Source organism: Acinetobacter sp. Leaf130, from assembly GCF_001423205.1.
GTDB lineage: Bacteria > Pseudomonadota > Gammaproteobacteria > Pseudomonadales > Moraxellaceae > Acinetobacter > Acinetobacter calcoaceticus.
This window is the reverse complement of the sequence record NZ_LMOE01000006.1, coordinates 221353-236736: the sequence shown is the minus strand read 5'-3', so window position 1 is coordinate 236736 and position 15384 is coordinate 221353. Positions and strand designations below refer to the sequence as shown.

The window sequence follows — 15384 nt, the reverse complement described above, 5'->3', positions numbered from 1 at the left end:
ATATTTGTGGTCTGAGTCATCTGTTACCGGCTACATTTAGCCTGAACTTCGATTCTCGTCTGTGATGTAGGCAATACTGCTTCAACCTTTAAATCGGACTTCCTTAGTGCTTCACTGGCGGGTGAGCGGTACATTGGTTAATGACTTTCACTGTCATTGTGCGCGAAGTGACTTCTTTTTAGAAGTTTGATACGGAATGTTCATCGTATCGGTGCTTTCGGCAGTTCCAATGCATCAACGCTTTAGCCTGAAGGCAACATTAAGGAGCGATTTGTCTGATGTGTATCAGTTTACGTTCCATAACCAACTAGAGTTGGTAACATATTTTTTTGAACAAACTGAATTAAACGCAACAGTTTGTCATTTTGCCGATATAATAAGCCTTCGGCGTCGGCATAATTCTTTAGGACCTATCCGAGCTGATGGTGAAAGCATCATTTTGATTGAGGTTTCAATCAGGGAAATTCCCTATTAGATGTTCACTTACGGCGGTATCCGTGCGCTGACTATATCAAACCTTGCAGCATCTGCCTATGGGCTAAGCTTAGATTTCTTGTGAAAAAACTAAGCTAAACGGTCATTTATTAATCAAATTTAGCAAAATTTCAGGTTTAAATATTAGTATGAATTCTACACAGCAATGGCAAAGTGTCACTTGGTTTGAGGTGGATGAACATCAAGCAGGACAGCGAATTGATAATTTCCTGTTCTCGCGTTTAAAAGGTGTACCTAAAAGTCGTATTTATCGTTTGATTCGTGAAAGTCAGGTTCGAGTAAATAAAAAACGTGTTAAAGCTGAGACTAAACTTGAGATTGGTGATCAGATTCGTGTTGCTCCCATTCGTTATGAACAAAAAGATGAAACAACCGCTCCTGTTAGTGACAATGTAGCACAAAGCTTGTTAAGCCGTATTGTCTATGAAGATGAAGGTCTATTAGTTGTTAATAAGCCTTCAGGTATTGCTGTCCATGGTGGCAGTGGTGTGGCATATGGTTTGATTGAGGCATTACGCGCAGCGACCGGCAAAAAATATTTAGAACTTATTCATCGTATTGACCGTGATACTTCAGGTCTGGTCATGATTAGTAAAAAACGTAGCACTTTAAAACTACTACAAGATATGTTGCGTGAGCACAAAATTCGTAAGACCTATGCTGCGATTGTTAAAGGTCAAGTGAGCCTAGATAAACAACTGATTGATGCGCCTTTATTGCGATATGAGCTGGCAAATGGCGAGCGTCGTGTACGTGTGACTAAAGATGGCAAACCAAGTAAAACTGAATGGGTTGTAGCAGAGCGCTTTAAAAATGCAACATTAATCCATGCGTCACCTTTGTCAGGTCGTACTCATCAGATCCGTGTGCATGGTTTAAGCATTGGACACCCGTTGATTGGTGATGATAAATATGGACACACGACTGCGTACACTGGGCCTGAAGCCCGTCGTCTATGCTTACATGCGATGCGTTTAGATATTCCGGGTTATCCACCGATTGAAGCACCGTTACCAGAAGATATGACCCAGTTATTAAAGGCTTTGAGAGTGGCAAAATGAGTCTAAAAACCGAATTAGTTATTTTTGATTGGGATGGGACTTTATATAATTCTGTTGGACAGATTGTTGCTAGCTTGCAGCATGCGGCAGAGCAGCATGAATTACCTTTAACCGATGAAGCCGCAAAAAGTATTATTGGTTTAGGCTTGCCTGAAGTCATGCAAACCTTATTCCCAGAAGCACCTGAGTTGCATGATTCAATTTTAAAAGCGTATGGCGATCACTATATTGCGAACTCTACAAATGATGCATGGTTCGATGGTGTTGCTGAGCTCTTACATGATTTAAAAGCTCAAGGTTTAAAACTTGCAGTCGCAACGGGTAAAAACCGTCGTGGGTTAGATCGTGTAATCGCAAAAACACAAAGTACTCATCTTTTTGATGTGACTCGAGCAGCCAATGAAACCCGATCAAAACCAGATCCACTTATGTTGCAAGAAATCTTAACAGTCACTGGGGTGAGTGTTGAACGTGCGGTCATGATTGGTGATAGTAGCTATGACCTTGAGATGGCCCAGCGTTTAAACATGCCACGAATTGGTGTTGGTTATGGAGTTCATTCGATTGAAGTGCTGCAACAATTCCAGCCTTTAACGATTGCCAAGGATGTTCAGGAACTTCATAACTTTTTAAAAGGTTATGCTCAGTTACCTACAATAGATGTGGCTTAATTTAGAATAATACAAAAAGGGGGAATTGATTCCCCCTGAACTAAAGTTAAATAAAACAATAAGAAGAGAGATATGAGTCGTTCTATTCGCCTATTAAATCTTTTACAACAACTCCGTGAAGCCCGTTACCCAGTCACTGCGCAAGTTCTCGCTGAGCGTATGGGAATTAGTGTGCGAAGTATCTATCGGGATATAGATAGCTTACGTGAGCAGGGTGTAGAAATTGAGGCATCGGCAGGTATAGGTTTTCAGCTTAAAGAAGATATTGTATTACCACCAATGACGCTCAATGAAAACGAAGTCGAAGCTATTTTTTTGGCATTGTATTGGTTGAAGAGTGTGCCAGATCAATCATTACAATCGGCATCTACATCAGTATTAGCCAAATTGAATTCTGTTTTACCTGAACATCGGCAATATTTATTACAGCAAACGACCTTAAGAGCGTTTAATACATGGCTGCCTGTAGATGAAAATCGAGTTGAACAGGTGCGTTTAGCTATTCGGCAGCAAGTCAAAATTTCGATGCATTATCATGATGAGCAGCAACGAAGTAGTGTTCGAACCTTGTGGCCTTTTGCCTTGGGATATTTTAATGACAAAATTGTATTGGCTGCATGGTGTGAACTCAGGCAGGATTTTCGACATTTTCGACTCGATCGTATTCAACAGCTGAGTTTAAGCCAAGAATTATACCCATCATTTAAGCAACAACTATTTCAGCAGTGGTGGGCACAAGAATCGCAGACTACTGACAAAAACTGACAAAGAGGTTTTGTAGACTAGGACCCACGATAAACAAGGAGCCATAAAAATGAGCCTTAAACTTTATACTAACAAAGAGTCGCGTGGTGTTGTGATCGACTGGCTTTTAGCCGAATTAGGTGTTGAGTGTGAACGTATTGAAGTTGCATACAAGACCGAAATGAAATCACCGGAATATTTAAAAATTAACCCTTTTGGAAAAGTGCCCGTATTGGTGGATGGCGATGTCGTGATTTATGAGCTAGGCGCGATCTGTGCTTATCTGGCTGATAAATTTTTCGACAAGGGGCTGGCTCCGGCATTAGATGATCCTAAACGTGGTTTGTACTATCGCTGGTTATTTGTGATGGCAGGTCCATGGGAAGCTGCAGGTGTTGATAAAGCCCTTGGAATAGAGGTATCTCCTGAGCAAAAAATGTTTGTTAGCTATGGTGATTATAACGATGCTTACCAAGCTTTAGTGCAAGGCTTGAGTGAAGCAAATCCGTATGTGTGTGGCGAACAATTTACCGCAGCAGATGTAAGTGTTGGAGCAATGCTTTTATGGCAATTGAAAATGGGTGCGATTGAATCACATCCAGCCATTACACGTTATGTTGAAGTAATTAAGCAGCGTGAAAGTTTGCAAGCGTTAGGTGCGGTTTTCTCCAGCTAAGCTTTTAAGTAAAAAGTCATCCAAACGGATGACTTTTTGTTTTTATAAATAAGAAGTTAGTTGGTAAGAAAGCCAGCAGCAACGTTAATACAAATTGCTAAAATTGTGGTGTTAAAACCAAATGACAACACGGCGTGAAATAAATTTAAAAGCCGCATATGTTTGGTGGTAATCGAAACATCGGCAGTTTGAGCAGAGGTACCAATAATATAACTAAAGTATAAAAAGTCGGGATAAGTTGGATGTTCTGTTCCGGGGAAATCTAAACCGCCATTTTCTTCATTTCTAGACAAAGCCATATAGAAATCATGTGCGTAATGTAGGGCAAAAACGCTATGCATAAATAGCCATGCAGAAACAATTGTTAATAAAGCTAAAGCTACATGCCCTAGCTTTGCAGAACTCTCAGAAGGAAGCTGTGAGAGTTGGATTAGAATAGCCACTAAACACATGGCTAAGGCCAATAAAACAATCAGCATAATGACCCATTTGCTTTCATCTTGTTTTTTGGCTTGCTGTTGCATTTTTGAATGATCGCAACTTTTCATAAGTTGCAAAATATATAATAGATATACGCTAACAGAAGCATTCCAGCTGACTAATAAAATCGTTGACCATTGCCATGAAGTTAACCACGTCAGAATCATTGCTGTGATAAATCCAATGAATAAAGCAATAAAGAAGTGAGGGCGGTTTCGTACACTACGTCCAAGATGTTGAAATACTGCAACCATTTTCCTAATCTCCTTTTACTACATGGTAAATATATTATTTTTTATTAAATGGTGAAAATAATATCAAGTTTTATATAGATTTTATTCCAAGATTTTCAATTGTATTTAAGAGATATTTACTTTACCGAGTAGATAAAATAGAACAAAAGCAGGGGCTAAAATGTTTATAAAAAGTATAAAATAAATAAAAATAATATTTACTCATACTTTTTATAAAGGTGTTCTTATTAATCATCTACTTAAAAATAAAATATAGCTTTTCTGATTAGGTGTGAGTTAAGTTTTTATCTAGATGAAATACTTTAGTGAGTTGATCAATGAACTTTTGGACGCCTAAAGACTGTGAGTTTTTACGGTAATTTACGAATAAATCCAGTGTTGGTAGCTCAATATCGAGTGGGCGGACTACCGTATTTTTGATTCCTAAAGGTGCCACGTAGGCAGGTAAAATAGTACAACCTAATCCAGAACCAAGAGAGTTAATATTAAACAACATGCTATCTGCTTTTTGAACAATATTGAGGTTAATATTGTGAGTTTTGGCAAAGTCTAGAATAGTGTTATGTAGTGTTTGTGACTGCTCGGCAGCAGGAATAATAAAATCAACGCCTTGTAAGGCATGGACAGGAATTCGGTCATATTGAGTAAGTGGGTGATTTTTAGGAAGTAAAAAAATCAGGGGTTCAGTCAAAACAAATTGGCTTTGGATATCATCACTATCTGTATTTTCTCGGGTAAAGGTAATGTCCAACTCACCTTTTTTTAAGGCTTTAAGTTGTTCAGTATTGTTTAGGTTAGATAATTCAATGGTGAGATCGGGGTGTTGTAATCGCAGATTAGGGAGAACATAAGGGAAAATTTTCATTTCTGCAATGGGGACAAAACCGATACGCAACAGTTGCTGTTTAGCCTTAGAAACTTGTCTTGCCATGGCAACTGCTTTTTCAGCCTGAGCAAGGGTTAGGCGAGCATGTTCTAAAAATACTACGCCTTCTTCGGTTAATTCAACTTTACGTTTAGTTCGATTTAAAAGTCGTACACCAACATCTTCTTCTAAATCTTTAATCTGTTGGCTAAGGGAGGGTTGTGCGGTAAAAAGTTTAAGAGCGGCTTTACTAAAATTTAATTCTTCAGCAACGGTAATGAAATATCGGAGGTGGCGTAGTTCCATAAGACTAATCCAAAAAATGTCTTACTATGATTTATGTGAAGTATAAAGCATAAAGGGATATAGCGTGAAGATACTTTAGGTATTTATAAAATAAATGGAATTTAAATTTTCATTAAGGATTTAATATGGGAAGCTGGGTTTTAATAATTCATAAAATATATTAATTGTTAGATGTTAAATGCATTATCTTTACTTAATCAAAGAAATATTTAAATGTTTTAAATATTAATATGATTGATTCTCATATTATGCAAAAGTGGGGAGTAATAAAATAAATTTATAAATGTACTTTTCTCAGAACTATTAATTTGGAATTGTTACTAAATGTTTTTTCTTTATATGTTGAAGACTCTTTAGGCTGAAAAATTAGGACTAGGGTAGTGGAGCACCGTAGTTCTATGGCTACTTTCGACAGCTTACTTATTGTTATGTTATACAAGTGCTCTTAATAAGAATGGTAATTACCGACGCATAAACTCAACACATCTATGCATTTTTTATGGCAAGCTAATTCAACTTATGTTGGTTGTGACTACAATAAAAGGGATATTTATATGATAAATAAGTGTAAGTGCCATAGCTTAATTTGTTTTAATTGTTAAGATAGAAACCTGAACACATCCATTCTGCCGATGCTAAAGCATAGAAAAGCCCATGAAAGACAAGCCGACATTAACATATCAATTGCCGACTCAGTCCTGTTGGACGCATACATGGATAAAACCTCCTTTTTATCATCCAGAGTCAGGGCGTGAATCAGATACACGTTTTTATAACCAGCAACCTAAATTACCGGCTAGAGGCTCAAAAGAGCTATTACGTTGGTTAGCCACTCGTGAGTCTTATACATGGAATGTTGATATTCAAAGTGAATATGAAACCCGTATAAATACAGCTGTGGCTTTACCTCAAAATCGACCCCATGCAGATTTGGATGATTGGCAAGTTTGGTTTGTTGGGCATGCTACAGTTTTAATTCAGATCGGACCTTATAACTTTATTACTGATCCAGTATGGTGTGATTACGCAAGCCCTTTACATGGGCGTGGACCACGCCGTGTATGCCCTGCGGGTTTTGCGTTAGAGCAATTACCGACTATTCATGGTGTTTTACTCAGCCATAATCACTATGACCATATGGATTTGGCTACACTCGATTGGTTGCATAAAAAATTTGCAATGCCGATTTATACGGGTTTGGGAAATGGTTTTTATCTACCAAAAGAATTTCATGTGATTGAGATGGATTGGTGGCAAGAAATTCCCTATCACGAATTAAGAATAATCTATACACCTGCACAGCATGGATCGGGCCGTGGTCTACGTGACCAAAATAAAGCACTCTGGGGAGGTTTTTCGGTTGTTGCTAAAACAGGTCATTGTTTCTTTGCAGGGGACACCGGTTATGCAGGGCATTTCAAACAAATACATGCACGTTATGGGGCGCCACGTGTTGCTTTGCTTCCCATAGGTGCTTATGAGCCACGTGCCTTGATGAGCTATGTGCACATGAATCCACAAGATGCGTTACATGCACATTTTGATTTACAGGCCCATCGTTCTATTGCGATTCATTATCGGACTTTCCAGTTGACTGATGAAGGTCGTGAAGATCCAGAACATGCTCTTGGACAAGCGATCAAAGCTTCGTCAAAGCTTGCGAATCCTTTTTATTGCATTCGTGAAGGGCATAAATTAACTGTGTAACTACTAGATAATTTTATATTTAAATTTAAAAAGCCAGTTCAAATTGAACTGGCTTTTTATTATTTTGATCTAAATTAAGCTAAGTCAAAACGGTCAAGATTCATGACTTTAGTCCATGCAGCTACAAAGTCTTGAACAAATTTTTCTTTACCATCTGCCTGAGCATAAACTTCTGCTAAGGCACGCAAGATTGAATTTGAACCGAAGACTAAATCATTACGTGTTGCAGTAAATTTTACTGCGCCTGTTTTACGATCTTTGCCTTCAAATACTTCGTTTGATGAGTCAACAGGTGCCCATACCGTAGACATGTCGAGTAAGTTCGTAAAGAAGTCCGTGCTGAGTACACCAACTTGATGAGTGAATACGCCGTGTTGCGAACCATCCCAGTTGGTACCCAGTACGCGTAAACCACCAACCAATGCAGTTAACTCTGGTGCAGTCAAAGTTAGTTGCTGTGCTTTATCAATTAATAATGCTTCAGTTGCTGCATTAACTCCCTCTTTTTTCCAATTTCTAAAGCCATCAGCAAGGCCGAGGAGTAATTGGAAAGATTCGACATCAGTTTGACTTTGTAAAGCATCAACACGACCAGGGGCAAATGGAATGCTAATATTGAAACCTGCCGTTTGAGCAGCTTGCTCTACACCAACGTTACCTGCGAGAACAATTAAATCAGCTAATGACAATTGAGTTGATGCTTTGATTTCTTCAATTTTAGTTAAAGTCTCAACCGCTTTTTGGTTTACTTCCCAATCACGTTGTGGCGATAAAGCAATGCGGGCGCCGTTTGCACCACCGCGTTTGTCTCCACCACGGAAAGTTGAGGCTGAAGCCCAACCAAGAGAAACCAACTCTCCAGCAGATAGTCCCAGCGCAACAATTTTTGCTTTAGCATCAGCAATGCTAGCAGAAGATGGTATAGCGCTGGCAGTCGGTAATGGATCTTGCCAAATTAAGTCCTCTGCAGGAATTTCTGGACCTAAATAACGTGCTTTTGGACCCATATCGCGGTGAGTTAATTTAAACCATGCACGGGCAAAAGCATTAGCGAAAGCTTGTGGGTCGTTATGAAAGCGACGAGAGATCTTTTCAAACTCAGGATCAAAACGTAAGGTCAAATCTGTAGTGAGCATTGTTGGCTTACGTTTAATTGATGGGTCGAATGGATCTGGGATGATCGCTTCAGCATCTGCTGCTACCCATTGAATTGCACCAGCAGGTGAACGTTCTTGCACCCACTCGTATTTGAATAGGTTTTCAAAGAAGTAATTGCTCCATTGGGTTGGAGTTTGCGACCAAATAACTTCTAAGCCAGAAGTGATCGCATCTTTACCAACACCTGTGCCAAAGCTATTTGACCAGCCAAAGCCCATTTGTTCAATTGGTGCTCCTTCAGGATCAGCCTGAACATGGTCAGCAGAGCCAGCACCATGAGTTTTACCTAAGGTATGACCGCCAGCAATCAATGCAACAATTTCTTCATCATCCATTGCCATGTTGCCGAAAGTCGCACGAATAAATGGTGCAGCCGATTTAGGGTCACCGCTGGCTTGTGGACCTTCAGGGTTCACATAAATTAGACCCATTTCAGTTGCAGCTAGGTTGCTGCCTTCCAATGCTTCAGAGTTACGATGAGCTAACCATTCTTTTTCATCGCCCCAGTTTACATCGTTGTCTGGTTCCCAAACATCTTCACGACCAGCACCAAACCCAAAGGTGCGGAAGCCAGAAGATTCAAGCGCAATGTTACCCGCAAGAATAAATAAATCTGCCCACGATATTTTTTGACCATATTTTTGTTTAACTGGCCATAGCAAGCGGCGTGCTTTATCTAAGCTCGCATTGTCAGGCCAACTATTTAATGGTGCAAAACGTTGTTGGCCGCGACCAGCGCCACCACGGCCATCGCCCATACGATATGTACCAGCGGCATGCCATGCTAAACGAATAAATAAGCCTGTATAATTTCCCCAATCGGCAGGCCACCAATCTTGGGAATCGGTTAACACATTTTTGATATCAGCTTTGAGTGCGTAGTAGTCAATTTTTTTAAATTCTTCGCGGTAATCAAAATCCTTACCAAGTGGATTAGAACGTTCTGAATGTTGGTTGAGCAAGTCAACGCGTAATTGTTTTGGCCACCAATGTAAACTAGGCGTACCACCACCGACTGTTACTTCCGGTTTTGAGTTATGACCTGAAAAAGGACATTTTGATTCGTCTGACATGGCTATATTCTCTCTGGGTAATAATTATTGAGCTCTTGATAAAGTAATAGGGCTCATTTTCCTGGACTTCTGGGTTAAAAACTCATGTTTATCAAATAAAGAAATGAGTGAACAAATGGTGAGAGAAACCGTTTAAAAATTCTTTTCACTGAGATGTTAGCTCATTATTTTTTTATTTAATAATGCATCAGATTCCTTTAATTGTTATTCCTCCAATTTACTGTATGAAGGTGAAAAAACAAGAGGAAAAATAAGCTGAAGGCTGTAAATAATGATGCATAGAATTACCTCTTCAATTGTTGGAACAACGTAAGATCTTTTAATAACGCTCTTTAAATATACTAGAAGTAGAACTCTTATTTTTCAAATGGATTAAACTGGCAGTATTGATTTGAAAAACCGATTATGTTTTTGTTTAATTTAAAAAGTAGGGCAGAACTGAGAGTGAAAAGAAATTTTTATATTCAGTGATCGTAGAAGCTATCTAAAATAAATAAAGGAGAGCATCGCTCTCCTTTATTATTTATATATTAAACATTTACGATTCGATTTGATTTGACCATATCTGCTAAACCGTGAGTTTTAAAGTAGTACTCAAGCCAGCTTTTCACAATGAGTGGATTATTCATTTTCATGACATCATCAAGTAGTTTTTGTGCATCTGTCATAGGTACATGACAAATTGCTTTTCGTACTCGCAAAATGTTACTCGAACTCATTGAAAGGGTATTAAAGCCCATCGCCATGAGCAAAATTGCAGATAATGGATCACCTGCCATTTCACCACAAATACTAATAGGTTTTTTGTATTCATGACATTCTTTAACTAAGCGAGTTAAAGCACGTAGAACGGATGGGTGGAAGTGCGAGTAAACGTTTGCCACATGTGGATTATTACGGTCAACTGCAAGTAAATACTGAGTTAAGTCATTTGAACCGACCGAGAAGAAATCGACAAGTTCAGCAAACTCATCAATTTGTAGTAGTACGCTTGGTACCTCAACCATAATTCCAATTTTTGGCTTGGTAATTTTAACTTGCTCTTCTTCTTGCACCGCCATCCAGTCACGCTCAAGTAAATAAAGTACTTCTTCGACTTCACTTACTGTAGTCACCATTGGCAATAAAATATGCAAATTATTTAAACCAATACTTGCTTTGAGCATTGCGCGAATTTGTGACGAAAAAATCTCGGGATGATCGAGCGTGAAACGAATACCACGCCATCCTAATGCCGAGTTTTCTTCTTCAATACTGAAGTAAGGTAAGTCTTTATCGGCACCAATATCCAGAGTTCGCATTACCACAGGTTTGTTGGCGAAGTGACTCAATTGTTGACGATAGATTGCACGTTGTTCTTCTTCACCCGGGAAACGTTCCCGTAACATGAATGGAATTTCACTTCGGTATAGACCCACACCTTGAGCTCCGCGTTGTACACCGCGAACCACATCAATCATAAGGCCTGTATTTACGTAAAGTGGAACAGATACACCATCTGGAGTAATCGCTTCTCTTGTCTCGTATTGTTTGAGATCTTTTGCGATCTGCTCATCTTCTTTTTGAATTTCTTTATAACGTTGGCGTAAACGACGTGGAGGATTTACAAAAATACGCCCTTGATAGGCATCCACAATCATTTCTGCATCATCAAGTGTGTTAACTGGCAGTTCAGTTACGCCAACCACAGTTGGAATTCCTAGTGCTCGAGCCACAATCACCATGTGTGAATTTGCTGCGCCTTCGGATGTAACAATCGCTGCAATATTATCAACTGGTAGTTCGACTAGTGCCGCAGTACTAATTTCTTCACCAATTAAAATACTGTCTGGACTGAGCTCACGGTGGCTAGAATCTTCTTCTTGCAACGAGGCTAAAATACGTCGGCCTAAATCTTTAAGATCAGAAACTCGCTCACGAAGATAGTCATCTTCCATTTGTGCAAATAGGGCAGTGTGCTTTTCAATGACACGGCGCACAGCACCTTGTGCCCAATGCCCGTCACGAATGAGTTCTTTAATTTCTGCCGGCAATGCATTTTCATCTAGCATTCTTAAGAAAACACTAAATAAAGCGCGTTCTTCTGCCATTAATGAATCATGCATTTTTTCATCTAAAGAGCGAATCTCTGAACGCACTGATGAAATGGCTTGATCTAGAAGTCGAAGTTCATGACTAATATCTTCTGCTTCACGGTCAGGTACTGAACCCAAATCGGCAGGTGGATATAAAATAATAGCGCGACCTAAAGCAACACCGCCTGCACCTGAAGCACCTTGAAAGGTTTTATAGGCAGGGCCATTACTTGGTTTACGAAATACGTCAATATTTCCAACTGCGTGAGCGTGGGCAATAACACCAGAAAGCTGGGCACACAGAGTAACTAAAAATGACTCGGCTGCTTCGCTAAAATCTTGAGGAAGTTTGTTTTGTACAACCAAAACACCCATAACCTTACGGCGATACATGACAGGTACGCCGAGGAATGAGTTGTAAATTTCTTCACCTGTTTCAGGTAAATACATGAAACGCTCATGTTTTGGTGCATTGTCAAGGTTAACTATTTCTTCACGTTGCCCGACCAGACCGACCAAGCCTTCACCGAGTTGCAGTGAAACATGGCCCACAGATTCTGGATTTAAGCCTTTAGAGGCCATCAATACATAGCGCTGATTGCGTTCATCGAGTAAATAAATAGAGCAAACATCCACTTTCATGGCCTCAGCAACCTGATTGACCATGGTGTCTAATGATTCATGCAAACTGACGGACGCATTAACTTCTTGGACAATGCGCCGTAGAGTGTCGAGTTGCATGTTTGACATGGATGTATACTCCAGTATTTTTTAGACTATGAATGTATTTATAACAGCACTTTCAATAAAAATCATTTGCTAGATAAATGATTTTTAGGGTAATTGTTGCATCGGCAACTGTGTACACAACTCCACCATGGCTTTGCGATAAACATCACGCTTGAAGTTCACCACTTGTCCAAGAGGATACCAATAGCTAACCCACTGCCATTCATCGAATTCGGGTGGGTCAGAGAGGTCTAACTGAATATTTCTTGCATGCGCAGTCAATTTCAGTAAAAACCATTTTTGTTTCTGTCCGATACATACGGGGTCAGAGTCTGACCGAATGTACCTATGTGGCAAACGATAACGCAGCCATCCTTTGGTTTGCGCAATAATCTGGACATGTTCGGGCAATAAGCCGATTTCTTCTCTCAGTTCTCGAAAAAGTGCCTGTTCAGGGGTTTCTCCAAACTGAATGCCTCCTTGTGGAAATTGCCAAGCATTGTGACCAATGCGCTTTGCCCATAAAACCTGTCCATCATCGTTTGCCAAAATGATCCCGACATTCGGTCGGAAACCTTCTGAATCGATCATTTGGCTACCTAAATATTGTCTATATCGTTGACTTTAATCGCGGGGACAAACACTTTTTTATGTCCAGCTCGAAAAGATCAAAGTAAAATGTTTAAATTGCTACGATCTTAACGAATTTCTATCGACTAGCGGAGATAGATTTACATTTTTTTTCTTAAATTTCAGTTTAAACGAGAATTTTCATGAAACTGGCGTTGTTTGATTTAGACCATACCTTGTTAAATACCGATTCAGACCACTCGTGGGGTGAATTTTTAGTCAATGAAGGTTTGGTTGATCCGGTTCATCATCGTCAGATGAATGATAAATTTTATGAAGATTACAAAGCAGGGCAACTTGACCCCTATGCTTATAATGAATTTGTCTTTGGATTTTTAACAAAGCACGACAATAACTACTTAACTGAGCTTCACCAATTGTTCATGCAAAAAGTTATTCGTCCACAAATGCGTCCAAAAGGTTTTGATGCAATCAAAAAGCATCAAGATTTAGGTCATACAATTGTGGGTATTACGGCAACAAGTGATTTTATTACTGCGCCTATTTTCCGTGAATTTGGTATTACCGAAATTTTGGCAACCAATGCTGAAGTTGCAGATGGGAAATATACGGGTAAAGTTGCGGGCTTGGCGTGTTATCAAAAAGGTAAACTTGCACGTCTCGACGACTGGTTGGCTGGACGCAGCGTATCTGAATCTTGGGCATATTCAGACTCAATCAACGATCGCTTTTTACTTGAATATGCAACTCATGCGATTGCAGTAAATCCTGATGATCGCCTTGAAAAGCTGGCTCAAGAAAATCGCTGGGAAACTCAGGACTGGTCGATTTAAGATTGTGGAGTTGGAAGAGTAGCTTGCAAAGCTTTGAGGTCTTCCAACTCTTAATTAATTATATTTAAAAATCATTTTCTGAATGTTTTTGATAAATCTTGTTCCAAAAGTAGATATGAATATGTCTAATAAAAAATAAATTTTATCTTGGTAAAGGTTTAAGAATATAAAAAATTCTAATTTAAAAATGAGGGAATAATGCCAAAAACACCACAAATTAAATTACCAAAACAACTTTGGAATGATGAAAGTATTGATTTAACACGTCATAGCTATCAGGGGAAATTACTTAATAAAAGCGAAGGCTTCAAATTAGGTAAGGCTCAACGTAAAAAAGTTCCGAGAGAACAGCTGTCAGAGCTTTCTGAACGACCAAAAGGTATAACTGCTTTAACTATCTATGATTGGAGTAATCAAGGACGTTTAGAGCAGCTCAAACCGATTCGTGCAAAACGAATGAGCGTTTCACCATTTACATTTTATCGTGGTATGCCTTCTTTGATGCTGTTTGATCAAGCTTGGGAGCAGGTGAACTCAGGTTTATTTCAACAGATTTGTGGCGATTGTCATTTAAGTAATTTTGGTGGGTTTGCTAGCCCGGAACGAAACTTGTTGTTTGGAATCAATGATTTTGATGAGACTTTGGTTGCCCCATTTGAATGGGATTTAAAGCGTTTAGCAACCAGTTTTGTGATTGCTGCTCGTGATATTGATCTTGCGGATAAAGTGGGTTTAAAAGCAATTAAAACGATGTTGAATAGTTATCGTCAGCACTTATTAGAAAATACGAAACTTTCGCCTCTACAAGTTTGGTATGAAAAAGTTGATGCCAGTACTTTATTAGAAAACACTGAATGCCGAAAGCTAAGAAAGAAACGCGCGAAGCATCTTGATTCAGCACAAAAGAGAAATGCATATTCTGTTTTACCGAAGCTCACACAGCAAGATCAAGATACGGGATCTCGTCATTTTGTGGATGATGCGCCGTTATTATGGCATCCAAAGGCAGATGAACCGTTCAGTAAAGATGTTGATGCATTCTTTCAGCAATATCGAGATTCTTTGAAATATGATCGCCAAGTACTTTTTGATCGTTATCAACGGACCGATGTGGCTTTGAAAGTAGTTGGTGTCGGAAGTGTGGGTACACGATCCGCGATTGCATTATTTCAGGATGCAGATCGGGAACCGTTAATTTTACAAATGAAAGAAGCGAATCCATCGATTCTTAGTCCGTTATTTGTAGAAAAAGTAAAACATGAAGGCGAGCGCGTGGTACATGGTCAGCAACTTATGCAAGCTGCCAGTGACATCTTCCTTGGATTCTCTTCAACCCCTAATCAACATTTTCATATACGTCAGTTACGTGATATGAAAATCTCGGTTGATCTTAGTGATATGGATGATGAGTATTTCAATGAGTATGCTGAAAGTTGTGGTTTGGCTTTAGCTCATGCCCATGCTAAGTCTGGAAATGCTGATGTACTTATGGGATATCTTGGAGAGGGCCGTACGATCGTAGAAGTATTGCAAACGTATGCAGAGGAATATGCAGAACGTAATCTAAATGACTATCAGCAATTTATGAACGAAGTTGCAGAAGGTAAAATTCCGCTCGCTGGAGATGATGCGCTTTAAGAATAAGTATGCTGCTACAGATGACATC

12 protein-coding genes are annotated in these 15384 nt (G+C 39.3%); 7 read left to right on the top strand and 5 right to left on the bottom strand.

The window, feature by feature from the left end; translation table 11 throughout:
* Nucleotides 1-623 precede the first annotated feature (623 nt).
* From ASF86_RS14145 to ASF86_RS14130, 4 genes are all read left to right on the top strand, one after another.
* On the top strand, nt 624-1556 hold the full coding sequence (locus tag ASF86_RS14145) for an RluA family pseudouridine synthase (protein ID WP_005037068.1): 933 nt from the start codon (nt 624-626) through the stop codon (nt 1554-1556).
* The gene (locus tag ASF86_RS14140; protein WP_056483023.1) at nt 1553-2227 is read left to right on the top strand and encodes an HAD-IA family hydrolase; all 675 of its coding nucleotides are present in this window, start codon (nt 1553-1555) and stop codon (nt 2225-2227) included. Before ASF86_RS14145 ends, ASF86_RS14140 begins: the two co-directional genes overlap by 4 nt.
* Nucleotides 2228-2299: 72 nt before the next feature.
* Entirely contained in the window at nt 2300-2992 is a 693-nt protein-coding gene (locus ASF86_RS14135; protein WP_003654689.1) for a helix-turn-helix transcriptional regulator, read from the top strand.
* 49 nt (nt 2993-3041) lie between these two features.
* Nucleotides 3042-3647 (top strand): glutathione S-transferase family protein, encoded by a 606-nt coding sequence (locus ASF86_RS14130; RefSeq protein WP_056483020.1) that lies wholly within the window; start codon nt 3042-3044, stop codon nt 3645-3647.
* A gap of 56 nt (nt 3648-3703) precedes the next feature.
* Here ASF86_RS14130 and ASF86_RS14125 read toward each other — a convergent pair whose 3' ends face one another.
* Together ASF86_RS14125 and hcaR are read right to left on the bottom strand one after the other, a co-directional pair.
* The gene (locus tag ASF86_RS14125; protein ID WP_056483017.1) at nt 3704-4381 is read right to left on the bottom strand and encodes a DUF1345 domain-containing protein; all 678 of its coding nucleotides are present in this window, start codon (nt 4379-4381) and stop codon (nt 3704-3706) included.
* A 265-nt stretch (nt 4382-4646) separates the two neighbouring features.
* Complete coding sequence (gene hcaR, locus ASF86_RS14120; RefSeq protein WP_056483013.1) at nt 4647-5552, bottom strand: DNA-binding transcriptional regulator HcaR; 906 nt, start codon at nt 5550-5552, stop codon at nt 4647-4649.
* Nucleotides 5553-6206: 654 nt separating this feature from the next.
* Here hcaR and ASF86_RS14115 point away from each other — a divergent pair.
* Complete coding sequence (locus ASF86_RS14115) at nt 6207-7259, top strand: MBL fold metallo-hydrolase (protein ID WP_005037058.1); 1053 nt, start codon at nt 6207-6209, stop codon at nt 7257-7259.
* A gap of 74 nt (nt 7260-7333) precedes the next feature.
* Here the strand turns inward: ASF86_RS14115 and katG are convergent, their stop codons facing one another.
* The 3 genes from katG to ASF86_RS14100 form a co-directional block, all read right to left on the bottom strand.
* Entirely contained in the window at nt 7334-9490 is a 2157-nt protein-coding gene (gene katG / locus ASF86_RS14110; protein WP_056483010.1) for a catalase/peroxidase HPI, read from the bottom strand.
* A gap of 530 nt (nt 9491-10020) precedes the next feature.
* Complete coding sequence (ptsP, locus tag ASF86_RS14105) at nt 10021-12315, bottom strand: phosphoenolpyruvate--protein phosphotransferase (protein ID WP_004640970.1); 2295 nt, start codon at nt 12313-12315, stop codon at nt 10021-10023.
* 84 nt (nt 12316-12399) lie between these two features.
* On the bottom strand, nt 12400-12885 hold the full coding sequence (locus ASF86_RS14100) for an RNA pyrophosphohydrolase (RefSeq protein WP_003654696.1): 486 nt from the start codon (nt 12883-12885) through the stop codon (nt 12400-12402).
* A gap of 182 nt (nt 12886-13067) precedes the next feature.
* On the opposite strand from ASF86_RS14100, the gene ASF86_RS14095 reads away from it, so the two are divergent.
* Both ASF86_RS14095 and ASF86_RS14090 read left to right on the top strand, forming a co-directional pair.
* Nucleotides 13068-13718, top strand: coding sequence for an HAD family hydrolase (locus ASF86_RS14095; protein ID WP_056483007.1), 651 nt, complete (start codon nt 13068-13070; stop codon nt 13716-13718).
* Between the two features lie 198 nt (nt 13719-13916).
* Nucleotides 13917-15356, top strand: a complete 1440-nt coding sequence (locus tag ASF86_RS14090; RefSeq protein ID WP_056483004.1) for a DUF2252 domain-containing protein — start codon at nt 13917-13919, stop codon at nt 15354-15356.
* Nucleotides 15357-15384: the final 28 nt, after the last annotated feature.

Coding starts and splice junctions, on each gene's coding strand:
- ASF86_RS14145 (WP_005037068.1), top strand. CDS start 624: ATGAATTCTACACAGCAATGGCAAAGTGTCACTTGGTTTGAGGTGGAT.
- ASF86_RS14140 (WP_056483023.1), top strand. CDS start 1,553: ATGAGTCTAAAAACCGAATTAGTTATTTTTGATTGGGATGGGACTTTA.
- ASF86_RS14135 (WP_003654689.1), top strand. CDS start 2,300: ATGAGTCGTTCTATTCGCCTATTAAATCTTTTACAACAACTCCGTGAA.
- ASF86_RS14130 (WP_056483020.1), top strand. CDS start 3,042: ATGAGCCTTAAACTTTATACTAACAAAGAGTCGCGTGGTGTTGTGATC.
- ASF86_RS14125 (WP_056483017.1), bottom strand. CDS start 4,381: ATGGTTGCAGTATTTCAACATCTTGGACGTAGTGTACGAAACCGCCCT.
- hcaR (WP_056483013.1), bottom strand. CDS start 5,552: ATGGAACTACGCCACCTCCGATATTTCATTACCGTTGCTGAAGAATTA.
- ASF86_RS14115 (WP_005037058.1), top strand. CDS start 6,207: ATGAAAGACAAGCCGACATTAACATATCAATTGCCGACTCAGTCCTGT.
- katG (WP_056483010.1), bottom strand. CDS start 9,490: ATGTCAGACGAATCAAAATGTCCTTTTTCAGGTCATAACTCAAAACCG.
- ptsP (WP_004640970.1), bottom strand. CDS start 12,315: ATGTCAAACATGCAACTCGACACTCTACGGCGCATTGTCCAAGAAGTT.
- ASF86_RS14100 (WP_003654696.1), bottom strand. CDS start 12,885: ATGATCGATTCAGAAGGTTTCCGACCGAATGTCGGGATCATTTTGGCA.
- ASF86_RS14095 (WP_056483007.1), top strand. CDS start 13,068: ATGAAACTGGCGTTGTTTGATTTAGACCATACCTTGTTAAATACCGAT.
- ASF86_RS14090 (WP_056483004.1), top strand. CDS start 13,917: ATGCCAAAAACACCACAAATTAAATTACCAAAACAACTTTGGAATGAT.